Genomic DNA, 24180 nt, shown 5'->3' with positions numbered 1-24180 from the left:
GCTGTCGGGACGGTGTCGACGATCGCGATGTCGAGACTGTCCGTGGTGCTGGCATCCGTGATGTCGGTGACCACGACCGCGAAGCTGTCGGTGATGTCGCCGCCCGAGTGATCCTCGGTCTCGCCATCCTCGACGTAGCGGTAGGTAACCTCACCGGTGCCGGCGTCATAGCCGGTCACGCTCAGGGTGCCTTCGCTCCCCTCGATGACCACCGGGTCGGCCTCGGTCGCATTGGTGATGTCGACCGGCGTATCCGCATCGACGCCAGCAATGGTGACCGTGGCAATCCCGGCAGTGGCGGCGACCGTGAAGCTGCCGGTGACGGTGTCGCCGGTGGCTTCGGTGACGCTGTTGTCGTCCGTGCCGCTGATGCCGGTGATGGTCGGCGCGGCATCGGGCATACCGGTGATGACGATGTCGACCGTGGTGGTCGAGCCATCACTGAGCTCGACCACGAACGACTGGCTGACAGTGTCACCTTCATTCAACCCCTGAACGACAGCGGCATCGTTATCGAGGGTGTAGGTCCACTCCCCTGCCTCGTTGACGCTGAAAGTGCCGTAATCATCGCTTTGGGTGCCAGCGACAACATCAGTACTTTCGACATCGACAAGCGCGCCGGAAGCTTCGGTAACACCATCCTCCGTTACCTCTCCAGAATCGCCGCCAATCAGGGCGCCCACATCATTGCTGGTCGCGGTGTTGCCGGCCGGATCGGTGACCGAGGCCTCGACGCTGTACTCGCCTTCGCTCAGCGGTGTCTCGGCATCGACGCTGTAGGTGCCGTTCTCCACGGTGGCGGTGACGGTCTGCTCGTTACCATCGCTGTCAGTGATGACCAGGGTGACGGTGCTGCCGTCTTCGGCATCGGTGGTACCGACGATGGTCGGCGTGGTGTCGGAGGTCAGCGCGGGGGCATCGACGGTCAACGCCGGCGCACTTGCGTCGATCTCGCCCACGTCGTTGCTGGTCGCTGTGTTGCCGGCCGTGTCGGTGACCGAGGCCTCGACGCTGTACTCGCCTTCGCTCAGCGGTGTCTCGGCATCGACGCTGTAGGTGCCGTTCTCGACGGTCGCGGTGACGGTCTGCTCGTTGCCGTCGCTGTCGGTGATGACCAGGGTGACGGTGCTACCATCGTCGGCATCGGTGGTGCCGACGATGGTCGGCGTAGTGTCGGAGGTCAGCGCGGGAGCATCGACGGTCAGGCTCGGCGCGCTTGCGTCGATCTCGCCCACGTCATTGCTGGTCGCGGTGTTGCCGGCCGGGTCGGTGACCGAGGCCTCGACGCTGTACTCGCCTTCGCTCAGCGGCGTCTCGGCATCAACCGTGTAGGTGCCATTCTCGACGGTCGCGGTGACGGTCTGCTCGTTACCCTCGCTGTCGGTAATGACCAGCGTGACGGTGCTGCCGTCTTCGGCATCGGTGGTACCGACGATGGTCGGCGTGGTGTCGGAGGTCAGTGCCGGGGCATCGACGGTGAGCGCCGGCGCGCTTGCGTCGATCTCGCCCACGTCATTGCTGGTCGCGGTGTTGCCGGCCGGATCGGTGACCGAGGCCTCGACGCTGTACTCGCCTTCGCTCAGCGGTGTCTCGGCATCAACCGTGTAGGTGCCGTTCTCGACGGTGGCGGTGACAGTCTGTTCGTTGCCATCGCTGTCAGTGATGACCAGGGTGACGGTGCTGCCGTCTTCGGCATCRGTGGTACCGACGATGGTCGGCGTGGTGTCGGAGGTCAGTGCGGGGGCATCGACGGTCAGGCTCGGCGCACTTGCGTCGATCTCGCCCACATCATTGCTGGTCGCGGTGTTGCCGGCCGGATCGGTGACAGAAGCCTCGACACTGTATTCGCCTTCGCTCAGCGGCGTTTCAGCGTCAACCGTATAGGTGCCGTTCTCGACGGTGGCAGTGACGGTCTGTTCGTTGCCGTCGCTGTCGGTGATGACCAGGGTGACGGTGCTGCCGTCTTCGGCATCGGTGGTGCCGACGATGGTCGGCGTGGTGTCGGAGGTCAGCGCCGGTGCATCGACAGTCAGCGCCGGCGCACTTGCGTCGATCTCGCCCACGTCATTGCTGGTCGCGGTGTTGCCGGCCGGATCGGTGACCGAGGCTTCGACGCTGTACTCGCCTTCGCTCAGCGGCGTCTCGGCATCGACGCTGTAGGTGCCGTTCTCGACGGTGGCGGTGACGGTCTGCTCGTTGCCGTCGCTGTCAGTGATGACCAGGGTGACGGTGCTGCCGTCTTCGGCGTCGGTGGTGCCGACGATGGTCGGCGTGGTGTCGGAGGTCAGTGCGGGGGCATCGACGGTAAGGCTCGGCGCGCTTGCGTCGATCTCGCCTACATCATTGCTGGTCGCGGTGTTGCCAGCCGGATCGGTGACCGAGGCTTCGACGCTGTACTCGCCTTCGCTCAGCGGCGTTTCAGCGTCAACCGTATAGGTGCCGTTCTCGACAGTGGCGGTGACGGTCTGCTCGTTGCCGTCGCTGTCAGTGATGACCAGGGTGACGGTGCTGCCGTCTTCGGCGTCGGTGGTGCCGACGATGGTCGGCGTGGTGTCGGAGGTCAGCGCGGGAGCATCGACGGTCAGCGCCGGCGCACTTGCGTCGATCTCGCCCACGTCATTGCTGGTCGCGGTGTTGCCGGCCGGGTCGGTGACCGAGGCTTCGACGCTGTACTCGCCTTCGCTCAGCGGCGTTTCAGCGTCAACCGTATAGGTGCCGTTCTCGACAGTCGCGGTGACGGTCTGCTCATTGCCGTCGCTGTCAGTGATGACCAGGGTGACGGTGCTGCCGTCTTCGGCATCGGTGGTACCGACGATGGTCGGCGTGGTGTCGGAGGTCAGTGCGGGGGCATCGACGGTCAGCGCCGGCGCACTTGCGTCGATCTCGCCCACGTCATTGCTGGTCGCGGTGTTGCCGGCCGGGTCGGTGACCGAGGCCTCGACGCTGTACTCGCCTTCGCTCAGCGGCGTTTCAGCGTCAACCGTATAGGTGCCGTTCTCGACAGTCGCGGTGACGGTCTGCTCATTGCCGTCGCTGTCGGTGATGACCAGGGTGACGGTGCTGCCGTCTTCGGCATCGGTGGTACCGACGATGGTCGGCGTAGTGTCGGAGGTCAGCGCGGGAGCATCGACCGACAAGGACAGCACGACCTCTGTGGGCAGTGTCGGATCAAGCTCCAGCCCCAGGCCATCTTCGTCCTCATCATTGAATTCCGGGTCGGTAAAGCCGCCCTCATATTCATAGGAGGTCCGTTCGACACGCCCTTCGCGCCCCACCCCAGAGGCATCCAGGAAACCACTACGACTGCTGCCCGGCGCACCGCCATTCTCACCGGCTGCGGGAGCTTCCTGAATCGCGGTCGGGTCTTCGCCACGAGCGATCGCTTCGCGCAACGCTTCCACTGCCGGGTCAACAGGCGCTTCCCCACGCGACTCGGCCAGCAACACCTCAACGCCGATCGGCGCCCTCTGCGGCACCACAAGCTGGGTGCCGTCTTCCAGCACCACGATCGCGCCCTGCGGTGCGACCAGAGTGGCTGTCGGTTCAAGCGTCATTCCATTGACGACACGCTGCGCCTCGTTGGTGGAGGAAACAACAAGTACTGTGCCTTCTGTGCGAATGACCTGGACCATGGGGACATACTCCTGCTGGGGAAAGGTGCTGCATCATGCTGCGAAGGGGGCAATGGCATGATCGACAAGAACGGATAGTTACATTTTGATACACAAAATCACTTACTGCAACCTAGCAATTTTCAGTAGCGCTATCGCGCTGCAAAGATGAGATATCTAATGCCAAAAAAACCTCTTTAAATCAATAATTAACACTCACCAAAGACATCATTACGCTTTAGAGAATCTTGCGAGACAGCACAGACCACTGGCGCCGAACACTACGCAAGGGTGGTGATTGATCATGAGAGCTCGCTAATACCGTAGCATCGTTGTATAGCCATTGTTCAATCAAATCTGCCAAATGTAACAATACTCTTACATTTTGCGGCTGCTGTTGGGCAATACGGCGCAAGTGGCTGCCGGGAGCCTCGCCCACGTGGGGGCCATGGCCCGTACGCTCCAGCCGCTTCACCAACCTGCGGTAGGCTCGCACACCTGCGTGCGCTGACACCTCACGGCCAGACCACAACACCAGTGCCACGCCTGCCAGCACCACACTGGCCAGCAGCCCGAGCACACCCCAGACAAGCCACTCCCAGCGGAAGTCACCAAACAGTCGCTTCCAGAGATTTCGCTGCTCGTCGAGACGGAACCCCACCACGCTGCGTTGCCAGCGGTATTCGAAACGCTCCCACTGCCGTCTCAGATCACTGAGCAATGAATTATTCAGCGTGAAGGCACGCAAGCCAGCATCGGCCATGAAGCCCGGCTGCCCCTGCAGGCTCAGCGCCCCCTGCGAGATTCGCTCGGGAGCCACCGCCGCGGTGGGATCAAATCGATGCCAGCGGCCGGCATAGAACACCTCGACCCAGGCGTGAGCGTCATACTGACGGATGCTCAATTCCTGCGGCCCACCGATGCCATCGCCTTGTGCCTCGCCGCCCAGATAACCCGCGACCATACGCGCCGGCAGTCCGGCAGCGCGCGCCAGAAAAACGCTGGTAGAAGCGTAATGGGTGCAATAGCCCTGCAAGCTGTCGAACAGGAAATCATCGACACGGCTGAGCCCCTCGAGGCGCGGTGGCGTCAGGGTGTAGTGGAAAGGCTGGCGATTGAAGTACTGGAAAAGGCGCTGCAGGAAGACCTGCGGATCTCCCCCCGACTCACTCATCAGATCGCGAGCGAACTCACGGGCACGCGGATTGCCATCATCGGGCAACAGCTGATCAAGGCGCTGCATCCATTGCGGAGCCGTTGTCGGTGGCGCGCCGGAGGAAGACATCTCCAACAGCTCGCGGGTATTGAGTGACGCCAGCCCCTCAAGGGTGCCGTCGATCAGGTAACGGGCCTCGCGGCTGGTCGTCAGTGGCGCGCCGAGACTCGGCCGCCAGGGGCGCGGGTCCGGCTCCAGCAGCAGCTCATAGCGATGACGGGCGACTTCCCCCTCCATACGCGTCCCGCGCTGAACGTAGCGCTCGGCCGGCCCGCCCAGTGCCTCCTGAAGACGCTCCGGCGTGGCGCGCGACCAGCGCACGCCATCAAACAGACTCAGGGTATACACACGCCAGTAGCGCTGGGAGGCCGCCGGCAGTCCGTTGTCGAAACGCGCCCGAAACGCCAGGGCATCACTGCGACCCAGGGCGGCGATATCGCCGGGAGAGACACTGTCGGTAAGCCCCGTGGTGGCCTCGTTGAGCTGGGGCACGTTCCACAGCGGCGGCAAGCGGGGAAAGAGCACGAACAAGCCCAGCATCAGCGGCAGGGACAGCCCCATCAGCCAGGCCGTCTCCCGCATGGCCTCACGACGTTCGCGTGCACCGGCGATCAACACCAGCCCGCCGACCAGCCACGCCGCGGCCATGACCGAGGCCGCCGCCATCAAGGGCCCCTGGTCATGCAGGAAGGCCGCCGCCAGCACCACGAAACCCAGCCCGCAGACCACACGACCATCGCGCAGGCTGTCCGTTTCCAGCAGCTTGAGCAGATAGATGCCGACCAGCAGGCCGATCATCGCCTCCAGGCGCAGCATCTGGCCGTATTCGAGAAACAGGCCCGCCGCGACCATTGCCACCGCCGCCAGTCGCAACAGGATGCCAGCGCGCGGAACTCGCGCCCGGAGTTGCTGAAAGCGCCACAACGCCGCCAGCAAGGCCGGCAGGGCAAGCCACACCGGCATCCACAGCACATGCAGCGCCAACACCAGACACTGGCCGATGAACAAGTGGCGCAGCTCAAGCCAGCCCAATGCCTGATCAGGCGTCAGCGGTTTGCGCTGCCACCAGCGTCGTCTGGCGCCGGAGGAGTTAGAAGACGCGCCACTGGAGAGCTCGTCCTTTGAGGAACGGCCCAGAGAGGCACGTCCCGGGGAAGCCTTGGCTGTCGACAGGCTCATGCGCTACCCTCCTGACTCAAGGGACGACTCGCGCCGGCTCGCTTGGCGGCCTCACTGGCCACCAGCTGGGCGGACCATGGCAACCTCTGCTCGCCGCCGAACAGCGTCAACGCCTCAAGCACTCGACGACGATGCGCCCCGCCACTGGCGATGGCCAATGTCTGGCCCGGCAGTCGCAGACCATAGGTCGCCTGGGCGCCTTCCGCCGCCAGCACCCGCGCCGTGAGCTCCGAGAGCCGCTGCTCCATGTCGCCACGACAGGCCTCGTAATCCAGCCACAGCGAGGGACGTGCAGGCGTCTCGAAGCGCTTGGTGACCAGCTCTCCGCTGCGCCCCCAGTGCTTCCAGGCAATATGCGCTGGCGCGTCGCCCGGGACATAGCGGCGCAGACCGGCGAAATCGCCCTGCTCTATCTGCTCGAGCGTACGACGACTGCCCTGCGGGGTGGTGGGAAGCTCTGGCTGTGGGTAGACGAGGACCGGCGTGTCGATCGCGACCCAGGCCCACAGGCGCACCAGTCCCAGTGGCCAGCGCGACTCCAGCGTCAGCGTCGGCAATGAGAACTGGCCACGCTGAAAGGCCGCTAGCTCCAGCGGCGCACTGCCTTCGCCGTCATGGATCTCGAGTCGCTGGCGCGCCTCTCCCAGTCGCACATCGATGGCATGTGAGCGAGCCCGACCGGTGAGACGCACCATGACGCGCAACGTATTGCCTGCAAACGCCTCACCATCGGCGATCAGCTGCACTCGCACGCCCGCCAGATTGCGCCAGCTGCGAAAGATGCTGACCACTGCCACGGCGAACAGCCAGAAGGACAGGCCATGCGCCAGCGAGTTCTCGTAATTGATCCCCAACAGCAGCAGCAGGATCACCAGCACCGCCCAGAACAGCCCGAAGGGCGTCGGCAAGATCATCAAGCGCGCGTGATGAAGCGCCTCGCCTCCGCCAATCGACATCTTGCGCAGCATGCGGGCTTTCACGCGCGTCCATGCGCCGGGCTTCGCCACCTGGGTCATGCAGGCACCACCGCCACCTGCCCGAGCAGATGGCGCGCCACGGCCTCACCTTCGGCAACACTGCCTTCGCTGAGGCGGTGCCCCACGACGGGCGCCCAGACCGCTTGCACATCCTCCGGCAGCACATAGTCACGTCCTGCCAGCAGTGCCCAGCCACGCGCAGCGCTGGCCAGCGCCAGCACCCCGCGCGTCGAGAGACCATAGGCCACTTCCGGCGAGCTGCGCGTCGCCGCCACCAGCGCCTGCAGATAATCCAGCAGCGGGTCAGACAGACGCACACGGTCCACGGCAGCCTGCCACTCCTTGAGCACCGAGACGGGCAACAAGGGTCGCAGCGCCTCGATATGCTGACGCCCGGCATTGCCCTTGAGAATCTCGCGCTCGGCTGCGGGTTCCGGGTAGCCCAATGACAACCGCATCAGGAAACGGTCCAGCTGGGATTCCGGCAACGGGAAGGTGCCGGATTGCTGGAGCGGATTCTGGGTCGCGATCACGAAGAACGGTTCTGGCAGGCGACGGGTCTCGCCCTCCACCGTGACCTGACGCTCTTCCATCGCCTCCAGCAACGCGCTCTGCGTCTTGGGCGTGGCACGGTTGATCTCATCCGCCAGCACCAGCGAGTGGAACACCGGGCCGGGGTGAAAGCGGAAGTTGCCCTCACGCGGGTCGAATACCGACACGCCGAGAATGTCAGCGGGCAATAGATCGCTGGTGAACTGCACCCGCTGCATGTCCGCTCCGATCAGACGCGCCAGCCCCTGGGCGAGCGTCGTCTTGCCCAGCCCCGGCAAGTCCTCGATCAGGACGTGACCACGACACAGCAGACAACAGAGCGCCAGACGGATCTGGCGCGGCTTGCCCGCCAGCACCGTCGACAATGCGGCTTCCACCTCTTCCAGCTGCTGTGGCGATACCTTGGCATTCATGCAAAGACTCCAGAACAAAGTGGGGAGGAGGAGATGCGGCCATCACGATGGGCAGCACACGCCAGATGACGCAGGGCCAGCGGCGTTGCTGCGCAGGCTCGATAAGGAAAAGCGAAGATCATCGGCTCAGGCTCTCACTCAGAAAGCCTTCACGAATCAGGCGCTCAAGGGCCATACGGCTATCAGGCGTTGAAGGATGCAACGCAAGCGCATCGGCCGGCGTGACCCAGAAGGCATCTGCCACTTCTTCAGCCTGCAGCGTCAGCGGGCCATCGTAATGCACCAGATATGCACTGCCGAAGACATGGTTGGTCGCATCGGTGTAGCAGAAATCGAAACAATGCTTGAGCGGCGCACCGCGCACGCCAATCTCTTCCTCCAGCTCGCGACGGGCAGCCACCTGCACGGCCTCACCGGCCCCGACAACCCCCCCACTGGCGAGATCGAAATAGCCGGGGAACACTTCCTTGCTCAGGGTACGCTTCTGGATGCACAGCTCACCGCGGGCATTGAGCACGAAGGCATAGGTGGCACGGTGCCAATAGCGGTAGCGTCGCATCAAGCGACGCGGTGCCGTGCCACAAGGGCGATTCTGCGCATCGACCAGCTGAATGATTTCGTCCTGGATCACCGTTCCCTGTTCCTTGCCTGTCCTTGAATCACTTCGATAGCCATCCGCGACGACCAACACCGCCGGATGGCATCGACCAATGCGTCCCACGGTAGCAGAATGCGACGAAGCTGCCTTCAACTGCGGCCCGGACACCTGTCTTCACACCCGGGCAACAGGTGACGCTCACGTTCGTGCAAAACACCTAAAACGCACCCTATGCAATAGCCTCTGCACTAGCCTCTACACTAGAGGCCATCGACGTCAGAAAACACCACACTGGCATCATGGACCGCTCCCATGGTCATTCTCTTTACACACCCAGACAGGAGATGCGCACAGCATGAGGCAACCTCGCCAGGGACATGGCGCGCCGCGACGTGCCGGACAGGTATCGGCTGGCCTGACCGCCCTTCGCACCATCGCCACCACCGCCAGCAGATGGCTGGCGATGCTAGCCCTGCTCTCCCTTGCCACCATTCACGCCTCGGCTCAGGAGCCCCCATCCGCCATCCCCCATGTCGAGCAAGCCTTCGCGCTACCGACGCCACCGGGTGCCACGACTGGGGCCGTCTACCTGACACTCTCGATCACAAAGGGCGATGCCGTGCTGACAGGCGCCAGCACGCCAATGGCCGCCACGGTCGAATTGCACAGCATGCAAGTCACGCAAGAGCGCATGCAGATGCACAGAATCGAGCAACTGGCGATTTCCTCTGACGCGCCGCTGACGATGGCTCCCGGCGGCGGCCCCCACCTGATGCTGATCGGGCTGACGCAGCCACTCATTGCGGGCGACAGGCTGCCACTGACACTGCATTTTCTGGCGAGACCTGACACGAGCCTTGAGGTCTCGATCAAGGACTACGCCGAAATGATGTCGCTCAGTGAGTAACGCCATCGGTGCATACGCCTCTATCGACAAACACCTCTATCTACAAACGCCTCAACCCGCGAAACGCGCATGCAAAACGGCCCTGACACAAGGTGCCAGGGCCGTTTTCGACCAGATAACGAATCACCAGATCCTCACCGGGCTGACAGGCTGTCTCAAAGCCCCCAGACCACCCGCAACGCCAGCCCCAGCAACACCACGCCCGTCAGACGGTTGATCCACATCGCACGCGCCTGCAACCAGGGCAGCACCCGCGAGTGCGACAGCACCAGTGCCACCAGCACATACCAGAGCCCGTCGATGCCCATGGCCGTCACGACGACCAGCCACTTGCCCATCTCGCTCATCTCCGGCGTGATCAACTGACTGAGCAGCGCCACGAAGAACAGGATCAACTTGGGGTTGGCCAGCGCCACCATGAAACCATCGCGTATCGCCATGGAACGGGATGTCGTGACGGCCTGCGCCTCCAGCGCTCCACCGCGGCCTGCCCGCAGCGCCTTGAACCCCAACCAGGCCAGATAGACTGCCCCCAGCAGCATGATCGCCTGGAAGACGCCCGGGTAATGAACGATCAAGGCGCCGAGCCCCCAGGCAGTCAGCGCGGCGTACAACCCGACTCCCAGCGCATGACTGATACCGGCGGCGACCCCCGCACTCCTGCCGCCGCCCAGGGTATGGCGCAGCACCATCGCCAGACTCGGCCCGGGCGACATCGCCCCCATCGCGCATAACGCAACCAGTGACAACCACAGATTCAGCGGCATCCAATGCATGAAGATCATTCCATGTTCCAGTCAATTGGTGAAAGCGACACAGCGCCGGCCTCGGACATACACCTGGGGGTATCACCTGACAGTAGCCCGGCGCTCGCGATGGGGCCCGCCCTCCCCATCCTGCGTTGCTGATGGGATGCGAGTATCGGGCACATACGACTCCCACCAAGTCTTCAGGCAGACGCAGTCGAGTGTATCAAGCGCCGTGCTGATGCGGCAGCAGGCCATATGGACGACCTGGATATGCCCCTCACGATGGGTGTCACACGGGCTGGACAGTCCGCACTCGAAGGCGGCCGTCGTGCATGGATTTATATGAGAACATAATAAAGTACAGAATTTTACACATTCGAAAACTTGTGCAACAAATTAGGCGTTGTACAAGTTTGTGATAACCAGTAACGTCTCTACCGCTGCTCAGGAAGAGCGGCAGGTTCAGCGTAGTGACAGGCCAAGTGCACAGGAAGTGCAGCCAGGGACAGGCCCTGTCATAGGATGACGCGCAGGCTTGGGGACTTCGCTCCTTAGCCAGGAAGATTCGTAAGCCTGAGCGGGTAGGTTTACGAATCTTCATGACTGGCAAGCCTGCGAGCTCAGGGAAAGAGAGCACTACGCTGAATGACACCGAATTCAGTCAGTTTCTGAAAGGTGTACAAGATTCTTGCGGGTCAGTAACGCCCGATCGCTGCTCAGGAAGAGCGGCAGGTTCAGCGTAGTGACGGGCCAAGTGCACAGGAAGTGCAGCCAAGGACAGGCCCTGTCAGAGGATGACGCGCAAGCATGGGAAGCTTCACTCCCCGGCCAGCAAGATCCATGAGTCTGAGCGATTGATTCATGGGCCTTGATGGCTGACAGGTTTGCGAACTCAAGGAAAGAGACCACTACGCTGCACCTCACCAGATTCAGTCAATTGCTGAGAAGGAGAGGAGACATGGAAGGGAAAGCTCAAGCCGCACTATGTTGTCCGGCATGCTCCGGCCTGAAGATGGAATATCAGTACCACACTCCATCGGCCGACCACCTGGTGCACTGCCAGGATTGCCATGAATACGTCGGCATGTGGTTTACCCTGCGCCAGGAACTCGCGATCCAGAACACCAGCATGGCACTCCTCGCCCCCTCCCTCGCCAGCAACAGCCTCTATCGACGCGTAACGAGCGTTCCACAACAGGCGTGAGCCGCCGTCTGGATGCACGAGACACAGGAAAGCCCCGACATTCGTTCGGGGCTTTCCTGTGTCTGGGCCCCTGCCGTCACGTAAAGAGCACAGACAAGCAGCTGCCAGCGCCATGACAGGCGAAGCGTGAAGGAATAAGCAAGGACTGGTATTCGGGGCAGGGCTAGAGACAGACTGGGCGCGAGCGAAGAACCACGAGGAAGATGAATCGGTGGGAGCCAGAAACGCAAAAAGCCGCTCGAAAGCGACTTTTTCAATTCTGGTGCCGGTGGTCGGACTCGAACCGACACGCCTATTAAGCGGCGGATTTTGAATCCGCTGCGTCTACCAATTCCGCCACACCGGCAACGGAGCGAAATTATACGGGACATTGCGCCAAGGTCAACGAGTTTTGGCGTCAGATCAGACACATGGAGCGCTTCCTCACACCCCACGCCGCAGTGGACTGAGGCGTGTCGCCCGCAAACGGGTCTTCGCGTGGACGATGGCATTGGGTATCATGAGCGACCTTTTTCGTCTGCCCAGACAGCCAAGGCCTCGAGAGTGTCGCACCTGACTGCCCCACCTGCAGAGAAGGGAGTCATGCGCTCGCGACGAGAGCGTCAGGGTCTCAGGGCGGCATCTCCCCATTGTGCATGTACGCATGCCACGGAGCGCACCACGCGCCTCGTGCTATCAGAGTGTCAGGTTGGCCATGTCACGTATCGATTCCGGTGATGCCTCGGGCGTTGCCACACCTAATGACGCGCGCCCGATGCAGCGCAGCGATTACGATTTCAGCCTGCCGGATGAGCTGATTGCCCGTTACCCGTCAGAGCAACGCAGCGATTGCCGTCTGCTGCATCTGGATGGCAAGAGCGGCGAGATCGTGCACCGTCACTTCCCGGATCTGCTCGAGCAGCTGGAACCCGGCGATGTCGTGGTGTTCAACGACACCCGCGTGATCCCCGCGCGCCTGCATGGTCAGAAAGCCTCCGGCGGCAAGATCGAGATGCTGCTGGAGCGCCCGCTGGACGCCCATCGTGGCCTGGCGCACATCCGCTCCAGCAAGTCGCCCAAGCCGGGCACCGAGCTGATCTTCGAAGGCGGCATCACGGCCGTAGTCGAAGGCCGCCAGGAGGCGCTGTTCGAGCTGCGCTTCCACGGCGAGACGCCGATGATCGAGCTACTCAATCAGCATGGCCACATGCCGCTGCCGCCTTATATCACTCGGGATGACGAGCTGTCGGATCGCGAGCGCTATCAGACGGTCTATGCCAAGCGCGATGGTGCCGTGGCCGCCCCGACGGCGGGCCTGCACTTCGATGAGCCGATCATGGCCGCCATGGCCGAGAAAGGCATCGAGACCGCCTTCGTCACCCTGCACGTCGGTGCCGGTACCTTCCAGCCGGTGCGCGTCGACAGCATTCTCGAACACCACATGCACAGCGAGTGGATCGAGGTCGGCCAGGAAGCCTGCGACAAGATCGCCCGCGCCCGCGCCGCCGGTCGTCGCGTGGTCGCCGTCGGCACCACCAGCGTGCGCTGCCTCGAGAGCGCCGCCAAGGCCCACGCTGGTGAGCTGGCCCCCTACTCCGGCGACACCGACATCTTCATCTACCCGGGCTACGAATGGCAGGTAGTGGATCTGTTGATCACCAACTTCCATCTGCCGGAATCGACCCTGCTGATGCTGGTCTCGGCCTTCGCCGGCTACGAGCACACCAAGGCGGCCTATCAGACGGCGGTGGAAGAGCGCTACCAGTTCTTCAGCTATGGCGATGCCATGCTGCTGGAACGCGCCTGAACCCCCTTTTCTGACATGGCCCCGGCATTCGCCGAGGGCCGTGTCATGCGCAGTTAACGCGCCCCGCGCTATGCTGCGGCATAGTGGCATCGACACACCAGCTGCGGCCTGTTTCGCCGCCAAGCAAAGAGAGCACCATGCGTAAAGAATGCTTCATGAGCTTTGAAAAGCTCGCGACCGATGGCCGTGCACGTCGTGGCCGCATGACCTTCCCGCGCGGCACCGTGGAAACTCCGGCCTTCATGCCGGTGGGCACCTACGGCACCGTCAAGGGCATGACGCCGGAGTCCATCAAGGACATCGGCGCCGAGATCATCCTCGGCAACACCTTCCACCTGTGGCTGCGCCCGGGCACGGAAGTCATCGAAGCGCATGGCGATCTGCATGACTTCGCGCAGTGGGACAAGCCGATCCTGACCGATTCCGGCGGCTTCCAGGTCTTCTCGCTGGGCAAGACGCGCAAGATCACCGAACAGGGCGTTCACTTCCGCTCACCGGTCGATGGCTCCAAGGTCTTCATGGGCCCGGAAGAATCGATGGCGGTGCAGCGCTCGCTGGGCTCCGACATCGTGATGATCTTCGATGAGTGCACGCCGTATCCGGCTACCCATGATGAAGCGCGCAAGTCGATGGAGATGTCCCTGCGCTGGGCGCAGCGCTCCTACGACGCGCATGGCGACTCGCCGTCGGCGCTGTTCGGCATCATCCAGGGCGGCATGTACCCGGACCTGCGCGAGAAGTCCCTCGAGGGCCTCAAGAAGATCGATTTCGACGGCTACGCCATCGGCGGCCTGTCCGTGGGCGAGCCCAAGGACGAGATGATCAAGGTTCTCGACTACCTCCCCGAATGGATGCCGGAAGACAAGCCGCGCTATCTGATGGGCGTCGGCAAGCCGGAAGACCTCGTCGAGGGCGTGCGACGTGGCGTCGACATGTTCGATTGCGTGATGCCGACCCGCAACGCGCGCAACGGCCACCTGTTCACGCCGACGGGTACCGTCAAGATCCGCAACGCCGTCCACAAGCGTGACACCTCACCGCTGGACCCGGACTGCGATTGCTACACCTGCACCAATTTCTCGCGCGGCTATCTGCATCACCTTGATCGCTGTGGAGAAATGCTCGGCTCGATGCTCAACACCATCCACAATCTGCGCTACTACCAGACCGTGATGGCTGGTTTGCGCGGTGCAATTGAAGCGGGTACATTGCAGGACTTCGTGGAACAGTTCTATGCCGCGCGCGGCCTGCCGGTGCCGCCGCTGGCCGACTGATCGAGGCGAATGACGACCGGGGGCCAAATCCTCCGGTCGTCTTGATATTCGACTCGAGCCAGACGTGAAGAAGAGCCTGAATCACGCTCATTGCATAACAACAGTTCACTCGTAACCTCTGGAGATACACATGCTGGAATTCCTGATTCCTGCCGCACACGCGGAAGCCGAAGCGGCTGTCGCCGGCGGCGGCGCCATCGGCCAGATCGTCATGCTGGTCGGCTTCGTGGTCATTTTCTATTTCCTGCTCTGGCGTCCGCAGTCCAAGCGCGCCAAGGAACACAAGAACCTGATCGGCAATCTGGCCAAGGGTGACGAAGTCGTCATCGGTGGTGGCCTGGTTGGCCGCATCACCAAGGTCAGCGAGCAGTTCATCACCATGGAGCTGAACGAAGGCAACGAAGTCAACGTGCAGAAGTCTGCCGTGGCTGCAGTCCTGCCGAAGGGCACCATCAAGTCCATCTGATCCCTCCTGCTGCCGGCCCCTGTGCCGGCAGCATGCTTTTCTCTCCCGCTCCACCAAGGACAGGGCTGCCATGCTCAACCGCTATCCGCTTTGGAAGTACCTGGTGATCTGCCTGGTACTTGCCGTCGGCGTGATCTACGCATTGCCGAATCTCTACCCCGAAGACCCGGCTGTGCAGATCAGTGCCGCCAGCGGCGCCGAGGCCATCGACCAGCAAGACCTCGATCGCGCCACCAGTGCCCTCGAAAACGCCGGCATCACGCCCAAATCCGGGGAACTCAACGGTTCCACCGGCCTGATTCGCCTTACCAGCAACGACCAGCAGCTGCGCGCCAAGGAACTGATCAGCGAGACGCTCGGCGATGACGCCATCGTCGCGCTGAACCTGGCCGACGCCACGCCGTCGTGGCTGGCCAGCCTCGGTGCCTCACCGATGAAGCTGGGCCTTGACCTGCGTGGCGGTGTCCACTTCCAGCTGGAAGTCGACATGGACGCCGCGGTCAAGCAGCGCCTGGAAGTCAACGCCAGCGCCATCAAGGAAACCCTGCGCGAGGAGCGTATCCGCTACCGCGGCAGCGAAGTCGACGACGGTACCCTGAGCCTGACGTTCTCCGATGAGGAAGACCGTTCGAAGGCGCGCTCACTGATCTCGCGCGACTTCCAGAACTTCGAATACGACGAGCGCGATGTCGAGCGCGGGGCCGTACTGGACCTCACCCTGACCGCCGCCGCCGTCAAGGAGATTCAGGATTACGCGGTCAATCAGAACCTGACCACGATCCGCAATCGCGTCAACGAGCTGGGCGTGTCCGAGCCGCTGGTTCAGCGCCAGGGCCCGAACCGCATCGTGGTCGAGCTGCCGGGCGTGCAGGACACGGCCGCCGCCAAGCGCGTACTGGGTGCCACCGCCAACCTCGAATTCCGTCTGGAAGCGGCCAGCGACACGCCGGCCAGCGAGATGGAGAGCTTCGCGTTCCGCAACCAGCCCAGCCGCACCGCCAACATCATGAAGGACGTGATCATCAGCGGTGACAGCGTCTCCAGCGCCAGCACCAGCTTCGATGAAAGCGGCCGTCCGCAGGTCAACATCAACCTGGACGGTACCGGTGGCTCGATCATGAACCGCGTCACGCGTGCCGCGATCGGCCGCAACATGGCGGTGCTGTTCATCGAGCACAAGACCCGCACGCGCACCGTGATGGAAGACGGCGAGAAGGTCGAGAAGCGCATCCCGTATACAGAGAAGGGGCTGATCAGTCTGGCAACCATCCAGAGTGCACTGGGCAACAGCTTCCGCATCACCGGCCTCGACTCGCCGACGGAAGCCAAGGAGCTGTCGCTGCTGCTGCGTTCCGGCTCACTGGCCGCGCCGATCTACTTCGTGCAGGAACGCACCATCGGCCCGAGCCTCGGTGCCGAGAACATCTCGCGCGGCATCCTGTCCGTCGAGCTGGGCCTGCTGCTGGTCGTGCTGTTCATGCTGGCGCGCTACAAGGCCTTCGGTGTCGTCGCCAACGTGGCCCTGACCGCCAACCTGGCGATCCTGATTGCCGCGATGTCGATGCTGGGCGCCACCCTGACCCTGCCGGGAATCGCCGGTATCGTGCTGACGCTGGGCATGGCGGTGGATGCCAACGTGCTGATCTTCGAGCGTATCCGCGAGGAAATGCGCTCCAAGATGCCGCTGCATCAAGCCGTGCATACCGGCTTCGAGCGCGCCTTCACCTCCATCGTCGATGCCAACATCACCACCCTGCTGGTCGCGGTGATCCTGTTCTCCATCGGCAGTGGCCCGGTCAAGGGCTTCGCGGTGACGCTGTCCATCGGCATCCTGACGTCGATGTTCACGGCGATCATGGTCTCGCGCGGCATCATCAATCTTGCCATTGGCGGCAAGACACTCAAGAAACTCTGGATCTGAGGGGCCATCGTGATGCGACAGTTTGACTTCATGAGCAAGCGGCGCGCGGCCTTCATCGTCTCCATCGTGCTGACGATCGTGGCCATTGGCGCCCTTGTGATTCATGGCCTGAACCTGGGCCTCGACTTTACCGGCGGCACCCTGGTGGAAGTGAAATACCAGGCGGCACCGGCACTGGACAGCGTGCGCCAGACACTGGAAGCCGCCGGCTACAAGGATGTCTCGGTCCAGACCTTCGGTGCCAGCAACGAGATTCTGGTGCGTCTGCAGCAGAGCTTCGAAGCCGGCATCGGCAATGACATCGTGGCGCATCTGCAGGCCACCGGTGACAGCGTCAACCTGATCCGCGCCGAGTTCGTCGGCGCCCAGGTCGGTGATCAGCTGCGTGACCAGTCCGGTCTCGGCATGCTGCTCGCCCTGGCCGTGGTGATGGTCTACGTGGCCTTCCGCTTCCAGTACAAGTTCGCCCTCGGCGCACTCATCTCGCTGGGTCACGACGTCATCATCCTGCTGGGCATCTTCGCCCTGTTCGGACTCGACTTCGACCTGACGGTACTGGCCGCGGTGCTGGCCGTGATCGGCTACTCATTGAACGACACCATTATCGTCTACGACCGCATTCGCGAGAACATCCGCAAATCGCGTACCGATCACATGCCGTCGATCTTCAATGACGCCATCAACGCGACGCTGTCACGCACGCTGTCCACCTCCGGCACCACCTTGCTGGTGTTGCTGGCGCTGTACTTCCTCGGCGGCGACATGATCCACAACTTCGCCATCGCACTGATCATCGGTGTGGTCGCGGGGACCTTCTCGTCCATCTACGTGGCAGCGGCGCTGTTGCTGGTGGTCGGCCTGAAGCGTGTGGATCTGATCCCCCCGCCCAAGGAGCAGTTCGAGGACGGCGCGCCGTAAGCGCCTCCGCTCGTTCAGCTCGGCACGGATCGCCAGGCACGGATCGCCAGGCACAAAAAAACCCCACCTCATGCGAGGTGGGGTTTTTTTCGTTCTCCAGACGGCCCCGAAGGCTGTCAGGTCACGTCGTCTTGCAGGGTCTTACAGGTGCGGCTGCATGGTCTGCGCCAGCGCCTTGTACAGACGTGCGCCAGCGGCCATCAGGGTGCCTTCGGCAACCACGACCGGCGTGCCGTCGGCACTGCCTGCCAGAGCGCCACATTCCTTCAGGAACAGGCTGACGATCTCGCTGTCACCGGCATCCAGACCCAGCACATAGACGGCATCGACGCGGCCGGAAGCCAGCTCGAGCACGTCCAGCAGCGCACAGCCGCTGGTGCGCAGCATCTCGACCTGCGGGCCGACCTGCTGAACGATGGAGAGGTAGGTCGGCAGGTGACGCGGACGCTGCCAGCTTTCCGGCAGGCCCATCGCCAGACGCGCACCTTCGATGGAGGTGGCGTTGGTCACGCGGATACGGTGACCGGAGTGCTGGGCGCCACGACCGCGGCTGACGATGTACTCTTCGTCAGTGAACGGCGCGATGACCACGGCGTGCTCGGCACGGCCCTTGAACAGGCAGACCACGGACAGCGCGAAGCCGGAGGCCGCGGATGCCAGGTTGGAGTAACCGTGCACCGGCTCGATGCGCCAGTGGTAGTCAGAGCCCTGACCTTCACCATCGCGATGGTCGGTATAACGGCCGGAGAGACCGTGTTGCGGATAACCGCGCTCCAGCTGACGCACGATGTGCGCTTCGGCGCGACGTGCAGTGTCTGCAATGAAGGTGTCGAGATCGTTGTCGCCACGGGCGACTTCGATACGTTCACGAGCACGGACGAACTGCTCTGCGGCACCGCGTGCAGCACGCAGCGCAAATTGGACCATCGGATGCATGATCAAGGCCTTGACGAGTCGGGAGCTGTTAAAGAACGGGTGCCACGGCGCGTGAGACATCAACGCGGCGCAACACGGATCGAGCGAAACTGGGTGCAATCAGATCAGGCGGTCATGTAGCCCGTACAGGAATCCTGATACGGCGCGGGACGCGCTGCATAGTGCAATGTATGCAGGCTGCCAGCCGCCACAGCACGCGGCGCCAGCGAGGGCGAACACATGTTGCGACATGACGGGACGGCGTAGTCTATCAGAGCTCGGCTCGAGCTGCCATTACCTGCGGCCACCCTCTGCCTGCGCGTCGACTCCCTGCGCCCTGCCCGCGCGCGCCTCCCTCGCGCCGCTCTGGCCCTCAACACCGGCGGGAAACTGCTCCCTGACGCGGCTTCATGCTAGGATATCGGGTCCTGACGCGCGATTTATCGCTGAGTCTGCGTATGCGGATCACGCACTGCACCAGCCGCGTCGGCCGACCCGCCCTTCAATTGCTATCCTGGAAGTCCTCATGCTTGAACGTCTGCGCATTGTCCTGATTGGCACCAGCCATCCCGGCAACATTGGTGGTGCAGCCCGCGCCATGCTCAATATGGGCCTGGCCGATCTCGCACTGGTCGCGCCGCGATGTCAGGTGCAATGCCAGGAATCCGCCTCACGCGCCTCGGGTGCCGATGCACTCGTCGCCAGCGCCTCGGTGCACGAGACGCTGGAAGAGGCCGTGGCGGATTGCAGCCTGGTGGTCGGCTGCAGCGCACGTTCGCGCAACCTGCCGTGGCCGATGATCACGCCGCGCGCCTTCGGTGCCACCCTGGCCGATGAAGCCCGCCTGCCGGATGCCCGCGTGGCCATCGTCTTCGGCCGCGAGGATTCCGGGCTCTCCAATGAAGAGCTGCAGCGCTGCCACCGCCACGTGCATATCCCGACCAATCCGGATTTCAGCTCGCTGAATCTGGCCGCGGCGGTGCAGGTGCTGGCCTATGAGTGCCGCCAGGCGTGGCTGGCCGACCAGGAAGCCGCCGGCGAGACGCCGCGGGCCGAGGATGACCAGCCGTTCGGTATCGACTGGGACAGCCCGCTGGCCAGCCATGCCGACCTCGAGCGCCTGTTCGAGCATCTCGAGAAGACACTGATCAGCGTCGACTTCCTCGATCCGGAACAGCCGCGCCAGCTGATGGCACGCCTGCGTCGCCTCTATCTGCGCGCACGTCCGGACAGCATGGAAATCAACATTCTGCGCGGCATTCTTTCCGCGGTGGACAAGCAGGTTCGCCTGGCACAAGCCGACACGGCCAACCGCACTTCCTGAGGACACGCCATGTTCACTCGACTGCGTGAAGACATCGATAGCGTGTTTGCCCGTGATCCGGCGGCGCGCAACTTCTTTGAAGTCCTGACCAACTATCCGGGCCTGCATGCGCTGGTGGCCCATCGCATCAATCACTGGCTATGGCGTCACAACGCCAAATGGCTGGCGCGCACCGGCTCGACCCTGATGCGCTGGCTGACCGGCATCGAGATCCACCCGGGTGCCACCATCGGTCGTCGCTTCTTCATCGACCACGGCATGGGCGTCGTGATCGGCGAGACCGCCCTGATCGGCGATGACGTGACCCTCTATCACGGGGTCACTCTCGGCGGCACCACCTGGAACGCCGGCAAGCGCCACCCGACCCTCGGCGACGGTGTCATCGTCGGTGCCGGCGCCAAGATTCTCGGCCCGTTCACCGTCGGTGCCGGCGCCAAGGTCGGCTCCAATGCCGTGGTCACGCGTGAAGTGCCTGCCGGCGCCACCGTCGTCGGCATTCCCGGCAAGATCGTCAAACGTGCCGAGCCGGATGTGGCGGAGGAGCCGTCGGTCGACCCGGAAAGCCGCGAGGCCATGAAGGAGAAGTTCGGCTTCGATGCCTACGGCATGGGCCAGGACATGCCCGATCCGGTCGCGCGCTCCATGCACGCGATGCTCGATCACATGCATGCCGTGGACAAGCGCATCGAACAGATGTGCGGCACGCTGCGCAAGCTGGATGCCAGCTATCGCGCCGGGCGCCTGCCCGAGCTCGATGACGCCGACTTCGCCCAGCTGATCGATGAACTGGGGCCCTGCGGTGGCGAGACGACCGTCGCTGACGTGGCCGCGGCCCAGGGCAGCACCTCGCCCAAGGCCGGGGGCGCTGCGTCCAGCGCATCGCAGGGCACTGCCCCTGATGACCAGCCGCGCTCCGAGCAGACCTCGACCCAGCAGGCACCGACTGAGCAATCACCGACCGAGCAGGCAAGCGATACGCAGGAGCCCGCCGAACGTCAGCATGGCTAAAGTTGACCAATTCAGTCGGGATTGACCCCGCCAGACCACCCCACCATAATGGGGCGCATTGATACGCCGTCTCGCCAGAGGCGGCGACTACGCCCGGCCTCGTCCTCAACGTCGCAGGCTCCATCTGCTCACGGACTCTGTCATGCGCCTGACCACCAAGGGACGCTACGCCGTCACCGCGATGCTCGATCTGGCCCTGCATGCCAGTTGCGGCCCGACCTGTCTGGCCGATATTTCCGTACGCCAGGGCATCTCGCTGTCGTATCTGGAGCAACTGTTTGCACGTCTGCGGCGTGCAGGTCTGGTCAAGAGCGTGCGTGGCCCCGGTGGCGGTTATCTGCTGGATACCGAACTCGAGACCACCTCAGTGGCGTGCATCATCGACGCCGTCAACGAGTCAGTCGATGCCACACGCTGTCAGGGAATGTCGGACTGTCAGGCCGGTGACACCTGCCTGACGCACCATCTGTGGTGTGATCTGTCCGACGAGATCCACGGCTTTCTCGACGGCATCAGCCTGGCCGACCTGGTCGCGCGCGAAGAGATTCGCCAGATCGCCAGTCGTCAGCGCAAGGCGTGCGAGCCGACACCGATCACCGTCATGCAAGGCAGCTGAGCGGCGCTTGCCAGCCGAGGCGATGCTCGCCGCGCCCCGTCACCCTCGAGATAGCCTTCATCACGTTCACCGTCATCACTGTCTGTCGTGTCTTCAGGAAGTCACCATGTCCCAGCCGATCTACCTTGACTATGCTGCCACCACGCCCGTCGACCCGCGCGTCGCCGAGCTGATGATGCGTCACCTGACGCAGGACGGCACCTTCGCCAATCCGGCCTCGCGCAGTCACATGCCGGGCTGGCTGGCCGAGCAGGCCGTCGAGGGCGCACGTCGTCAGGTCGCCGAGCTGATCGGTGCCGACCCGCGCGAGATCGTCTGGACCAGCGGTGCCACCGAAGCCGACAACCTGGCGCTGACCGGCTACATGCGTGCCAATGCCGCGCGCGGCCGCCATCTGATCACCTCGACCATCGAGCACAAGGCGATTCTGGATACCGCCAGTGCGCTGGAAGCGGAAGGCTTCGAGGTGACGCGCATCGCGCCGCAGCCTGACGGCCGCATCAGCCCTGACAGCCTGCGCGACGCCCTGCGCAGCGACACCATCCTGGTATCGCTGATGGCGGTGAACAACGAGCTGGGCAGCCTGAATGACCTGGATGCGCTGGGCGACATCGCCCACTCGCATGGCGCGGCCTTCCATGTCGATGCCGCCCAGGCGCCTGGCAAGGTGCAGATAGATGTCAGCCGTCAGCCCATCGACCTGCTGTCGCTGTCCGCCCACAAGGCCTACGGCCCCAAGGGCATCGGCGCGCTGTACGTGCGTCGCCAGCCGCAGATCAAGGTCGATGCCCTGATCCACGGCGGCGGCCATGAGCGCGGCATGCGTTCCGGCACCCTGCCGACCCATCAGATCGTCGGCATGGGTGAGGCCTACCGCCTGAGCGCCGAGCAGTTCGACGCCGATCACCAGCACCTCGTCGCGCTGCGTGATCAGTTCATCGCCGGGCTTGCCGGCCTTGAAGGCGTGCACTTCAATACCGATATAGAGGTCAGCGCGCCCAACATCGTCAATCTCGCCTTCGAGGGCGTGGATGGCGAGGCGATGCTGATGGCGCTGCGCGGCATCGCGATTTCCACCGGCTCGGCCTGCAATTCCGCCAGTGTCGAACCGTCGTTCGTCCTCACCGGCATCGGGGTGCCCCGTCCGCTGGCGCTGGCATCACTGCGCTTCAGCTTCGGTCGTTTCACCACCGCTGCCGACATCGAATCCGCGCTCGGCGAACTCAGGCATGCCCTGACGTCGCTGCGCGCCTGACCCGGGAGACTGCTCATGGCACATCTGTCGATTTCCTCCTCCGCCGCCGACCAGATCCGCGTCGTGCTGGCCGAGCGCGGCCACGGCCTTGGCCTGCGTGTCTCGGTCAAGCCCAGCGGCTGCTCCGGCTACAGCTACGTGCTCGACTTCGCTGACGAGGTCAACGAGGAAGACGCCGTCTTCGTCGATCACGGCGCTACCGTCTATGTCGACACCGAAGCCCTCACCGTGCTCGACGGTTCCGAAGTGGACTACGTCAAGGACGGCCTGAACCGCTACTTCCGCTTCAACAACCCCAACGTCAAGGACGAGTGTGGTTGTGGCGAGAGCTTCAGCGTGTAGACCAGGCTTCAGCGTCTGAGACTGGCTTCAGCTTGTAAACAGAGCTTCAGCGTCCAGGCCAGACTCAACGTCCGAGCTGACCCTCAGCGCCTCGCCAGCCCATGCCGACGAGGCGCTTGCCATCTGCGCGTCATGCGACTCAGGCATGATGGATGCAGCCGGTGGCACTTGCCGCTATAATGCCGCCCACTTTTGTCGCGCGCATGCCGACAGAGCCCGTTTTCCGCCGTTCGGCATCTGCCGTGCGGCTCTTCAAAGCTTGTCTCAGGAGATTCACCATGACTCAGCGTACTCTGTCCATCATCAAGCCGGATGCCGTTGCCAAGAACGTGATCGGCGAAATCTACTCTCGCTTCGAGAAGGCCGGTCTGCAGATCGTCGCTTCCAAGATGGTTCACCTGTCCAAGGAACAGGCCGAAGGCTTCTACGCTGAGCACAGCGAACGTGGCTTCTTCGGTGAGCTGGTCGGCTTCATGACTTCCGGCCCGGTCATGATCCAGGTGCTGGAAGGCGAAGACGCCATCACCAAGAACCGCGACCTGATGGGCGCTACCAACCCGAAGGAAGCAGAAGCCGGCACCATCCGTGCAGACTTCGCTACTTCCATCGACGCCAACGCCGTTCACGGTTCTGACGCGCCGGAATCTGCTGCTCGCGAAATCGCCTACTTCTTCGGCGACAACGAAATCTGCCCGCGCGGTTGATTTCGCCTTGTACGACTGAGAAGCCCGGCCCTTCGGGGCACGCGCCTTTCCGCCGTGCATGACACGACGGCCCTGCCTGCGAGGCGGGGCCGTCGTGGTATCGGACGTGCTGAAGCGTCGTGCGACAGCATGCACCCCCTGAAGCAGATTCGACGCTTGAGCAGGTCCGATACGCTTTTCTGAAAGCCGCTGCAGCGCCCTCTCCCCACGCCATGTGACGCCAACGCGCACTGCGCTGATGATGA

20 protein-coding genes and 1 tRNA gene are annotated in these 24180 nt (G+C 63.4%); 13 read left to right on the top strand and 8 right to left on the bottom strand.

The window, feature by feature from the left end; all coding sequences use genetic code 11:
* The 5 genes from AOG28_RS14245 to AOG28_RS14225 form a co-directional block, all read right to left on the bottom strand.
* On the bottom strand, window positions 1-3632 hold a 3632-nt coding region (locus AOG28_RS14245), incomplete at its 3' end, for a retention module-containing protein (RefSeq protein ID WP_054556879.1).
* A gap of 217 nt (window positions 3633-3849) precedes the next feature.
* Window positions 3850-6006 carry a transglutaminase TgpA family protein gene (locus AOG28_RS14240; RefSeq protein ID WP_054556878.1) on the bottom strand — a complete coding sequence of 719 codons (2157 nt, stop codon included), beginning with the start codon at window positions 6004-6006 and terminating at the stop codon, window positions 3850-3852.
* Window positions 6003-7022 (bottom strand): DUF58 domain-containing protein, encoded by a 1020-nt coding sequence (locus tag AOG28_RS14235; protein WP_082388824.1) that lies wholly within the window; start codon window positions 7020-7022, stop codon window positions 6003-6005. Before AOG28_RS14235 ends, AOG28_RS14240 begins: the two co-directional genes overlap by 4 nt.
* The gene (locus AOG28_RS14230) at window positions 7019-7948 is read right to left on the bottom strand and encodes an AAA family ATPase (protein ID WP_054556876.1); all 930 of its coding nucleotides are present in this window, start codon (window positions 7946-7948) and stop codon (window positions 7019-7021) included. Before AOG28_RS14230 ends, AOG28_RS14235 begins: the two co-directional genes overlap by 4 nt.
* A gap of 118 nt (window positions 7949-8066) precedes the next feature.
* A complete protein-coding gene (locus AOG28_RS14225; RefSeq protein ID WP_054556875.1) occupies window positions 8067-8579 on the bottom strand; it encodes an NUDIX hydrolase in 513 nt (170 codons plus the stop codon).
* A 322-nt stretch (window positions 8580-8901) separates the two neighbouring features.
* Between AOG28_RS14225 and AOG28_RS14220 the strand changes: the two genes are divergently transcribed.
* Complete coding sequence (locus tag AOG28_RS14220; protein WP_054556874.1) at window positions 8902-9453, top strand: copper chaperone PCu(A)C; 552 nt, start codon at window positions 8902-8904, stop codon at window positions 9451-9453.
* A 155-nt stretch (window positions 9454-9608) separates the two neighbouring features.
* On the opposite strand, the gene AOG28_RS14215 is transcribed toward AOG28_RS14220, so the two are convergent.
* Window positions 9609-10220, bottom strand: coding sequence for a LysE family translocator (locus AOG28_RS14215; RefSeq protein WP_054556894.1), 612 nt, complete (start codon window positions 10218-10220; stop codon window positions 9609-9611).
* A gap of 940 nt (window positions 10221-11160) precedes the next feature.
* Between AOG28_RS14215 and AOG28_RS14210 the strand changes: the two genes are divergently transcribed.
* On the top strand, window positions 11161-11406 hold the full coding sequence (locus AOG28_RS14210; RefSeq protein ID WP_054556873.1) for a hypothetical protein: 246 nt from the start codon (window positions 11161-11163) through the stop codon (window positions 11404-11406).
* A gap of 260 nt (window positions 11407-11666) precedes the next feature.
* Here AOG28_RS14210 and AOG28_RS14205 read toward each other — a convergent pair.
* A tRNA-Leu gene (locus AOG28_RS14205) sits at window positions 11667-11752 on the bottom strand.
* Between the two features lie 408 nt (window positions 11753-12160).
* Between AOG28_RS14205 and queA the strand changes: the two genes are divergently transcribed.
* The 5 genes from queA to secF all read left to right on the top strand — a co-directional run bounded on the left by queA (window position 12161) and on the right by secF (window position 17771).
* Window positions 12161-13192, top strand: a complete 1032-nt coding sequence (gene queA / locus AOG28_RS14200; protein ID WP_054556872.1) for a tRNA preQ1(34) S-adenosylmethionine ribosyltransferase-isomerase QueA — start codon at window positions 12161-12163, stop codon at window positions 13190-13192.
* Window positions 13193-13347: 155 nt separating this feature from the next.
* A complete protein-coding gene (gene tgt, locus AOG28_RS14195; protein ID WP_054556871.1) occupies window positions 13348-14466 on the top strand; it encodes a tRNA guanosine(34) transglycosylase Tgt in 1119 nt (372 codons plus the stop codon).
* 130 nt (window positions 14467-14596) lie between these two features.
* On the top strand, window positions 14597-14932 hold the full coding sequence (gene yajC / locus AOG28_RS14190; protein WP_043333819.1) for a preprotein translocase subunit YajC: 336 nt from the start codon (window positions 14597-14599) through the stop codon (window positions 14930-14932).
* 70 nt (window positions 14933-15002) lie between these two features.
* Complete coding sequence (gene secD / locus AOG28_RS14185; protein ID WP_054556870.1) at window positions 15003-16853, top strand: protein translocase subunit SecD; 1851 nt, start codon at window positions 15003-15005, stop codon at window positions 16851-16853.
* A 12-nt stretch (window positions 16854-16865) separates the two neighbouring features.
* Window positions 16866-17771 (top strand): protein translocase subunit SecF, encoded by a 906-nt coding sequence (secF, locus tag AOG28_RS14180; RefSeq protein WP_054556869.1) that lies wholly within the window; start codon window positions 16866-16868, stop codon window positions 17769-17771.
* Between the two features lie 141 nt (window positions 17772-17912).
* Here the strand turns inward: secF and AOG28_RS14175 are convergent, their stop codons facing one another.
* The gene (locus AOG28_RS14175) at window positions 17913-18707 is read right to left on the bottom strand and encodes an inositol monophosphatase family protein (RefSeq protein WP_043333816.1); all 795 of its coding nucleotides are present in this window, start codon (window positions 18705-18707) and stop codon (window positions 17913-17915) included.
* A 505-nt stretch (window positions 18708-19212) separates the two neighbouring features.
* On the opposite strand from AOG28_RS14175, the gene AOG28_RS14170 reads away from it, so the two are divergent.
* From AOG28_RS14170 to ndk, 6 genes are all read left to right on the top strand, one after another.
* Window positions 19213-20010: an RNA methyltransferase gene (locus tag AOG28_RS14170; RefSeq protein WP_054556868.1), complete on the top strand. Its 798-nt coding sequence runs from the start codon at window positions 19213-19215 to the stop codon at window positions 20008-20010.
* Window positions 20011-20019: 9 nt separating this feature from the next.
* Window positions 20020-21018, top strand: a complete 999-nt coding sequence (cysE, locus tag AOG28_RS14165; RefSeq protein WP_082388821.1) for a serine O-acetyltransferase — start codon at window positions 20020-20022, stop codon at window positions 21016-21018.
* A 142-nt stretch (window positions 21019-21160) separates the two neighbouring features.
* The gene (locus AOG28_RS14160; RefSeq protein ID WP_043333815.1) at window positions 21161-21634 is read left to right on the top strand and encodes a Fe-S cluster assembly transcription factor; all 474 of its coding nucleotides are present in this window, start codon (window positions 21161-21163) and stop codon (window positions 21632-21634) included.
* A gap of 106 nt (window positions 21635-21740) precedes the next feature.
* A complete protein-coding gene (locus tag AOG28_RS14155; RefSeq protein ID WP_054556867.1) occupies window positions 21741-22889 on the top strand; it encodes an aminotransferase class V-fold PLP-dependent enzyme in 1149 nt (382 codons plus the stop codon).
* A gap of 15 nt (window positions 22890-22904) precedes the next feature.
* The gene (locus AOG28_RS14150) at window positions 22905-23231 is read left to right on the top strand and encodes a HesB/IscA family protein (RefSeq protein WP_043333813.1); all 327 of its coding nucleotides are present in this window, start codon (window positions 22905-22907) and stop codon (window positions 23229-23231) included.
* Window positions 23232-23509: 278 nt separating this feature from the next.
* Window positions 23510-23935, top strand: a complete 426-nt coding sequence (ndk, locus tag AOG28_RS14145; protein ID WP_043333812.1) for a nucleoside-diphosphate kinase — start codon at window positions 23510-23512, stop codon at window positions 23933-23935.
* Window positions 23936-24180 lie beyond the last annotated feature (245 nt).

This window comes from Cobetia sp. UCD-24C (assembly GCF_001306765.1).
Classification (GTDB): domain Bacteria; phylum Pseudomonadota; class Gammaproteobacteria; order Pseudomonadales; family Halomonadaceae; genus Cobetia; species Cobetia amphilecti.
The sequence above is the reverse complement of the archived record's forward strand: the minus strand, read 5'-3'. Positions and strand labels throughout refer to the sequence as shown.

Excerpts from the sequence above, each read along its gene's own strand:
- AOG28_RS14160 (WP_043333815.1), top strand. The coding sequence starts at position 21,161 with ATGCGCCTGACCACCAAGGGACGCTACGCCGTCACCGCGATGCTCGAT.
- AOG28_RS14230 (WP_054556876.1), bottom strand. The coding sequence starts at position 7,948 with ATGAATGCCAAGGTATCGCCACAGCAGCTGGAAGAGGTGGAAGCCGCA.
- secD (WP_054556870.1), top strand. The coding sequence starts at position 15,003 with ATGCTCAACCGCTATCCGCTTTGGAAGTACCTGGTGATCTGCCTGGTA.
- tgt (WP_054556871.1), top strand. The coding sequence starts at position 13,348 with ATGAGCTTTGAAAAGCTCGCGACCGATGGCCGTGCACGTCGTGGCCGC.
- yajC (WP_043333819.1), top strand. The coding sequence starts at position 14,597 with ATGCTGGAATTCCTGATTCCTGCCGCACACGCGGAAGCCGAAGCGGCT.
- secF (WP_054556869.1), top strand. The coding sequence starts at position 16,866 with ATGCGACAGTTTGACTTCATGAGCAAGCGGCGCGCGGCCTTCATCGTC.
- AOG28_RS14220 (WP_054556874.1), top strand. The coding sequence starts at position 8,902 with ATGAGGCAACCTCGCCAGGGACATGGCGCGCCGCGACGTGCCGGACAG.
- AOG28_RS14240 (WP_054556878.1), bottom strand. The coding sequence starts at position 6,006 with ATGAGCCTGTCGACAGCCAAGGCTTCCCCGGGACGTGCCTCTCTGGGC.
- AOG28_RS14210 (WP_054556873.1), top strand. The coding sequence starts at position 11,161 with ATGGAAGGGAAAGCTCAAGCCGCACTATGTTGTCCGGCATGCTCCGGC.
- AOG28_RS14170 (WP_054556868.1), top strand. The coding sequence starts at position 19,213 with ATGCTTGAACGTCTGCGCATTGTCCTGATTGGCACCAGCCATCCCGGC.
- ndk (WP_043333812.1), top strand. The coding sequence starts at position 23,510 with ATGACTCAGCGTACTCTGTCCATCATCAAGCCGGATGCCGTTGCCAAG.
- AOG28_RS14235 (WP_082388824.1), bottom strand. The coding sequence starts at position 7,022 with ATGACCCAGGTGGCGAAGCCCGGCGCATGGACGCGCGTGAAAGCCCGC.
- queA (WP_054556872.1), top strand. The coding sequence starts at position 12,161 with ATGCAGCGCAGCGATTACGATTTCAGCCTGCCGGATGAGCTGATTGCC.
- AOG28_RS14215 (WP_054556894.1), bottom strand. The coding sequence starts at position 10,220 with ATGCCGCTGAATCTGTGGTTGTCACTGGTTGCGTTATGCGCGATGGGG.
- cysE (WP_082388821.1), top strand. The coding sequence starts at position 20,020 with ATGTTCACTCGACTGCGTGAAGACATCGATAGCGTGTTTGCCCGTGAT.
- AOG28_RS14150 (WP_043333813.1), top strand. The coding sequence starts at position 22,905 with ATGGCACATCTGTCGATTTCCTCCTCCGCCGCCGACCAGATCCGCGTC.
- AOG28_RS14155 (WP_054556867.1), top strand. The coding sequence starts at position 21,741 with ATGTCCCAGCCGATCTACCTTGACTATGCTGCCACCACGCCCGTCGAC.
- AOG28_RS14175 (WP_043333816.1), bottom strand. The coding sequence starts at position 18,707 with ATGCATCCGATGGTCCAATTTGCGCTGCGTGCTGCACGCGGTGCCGCA.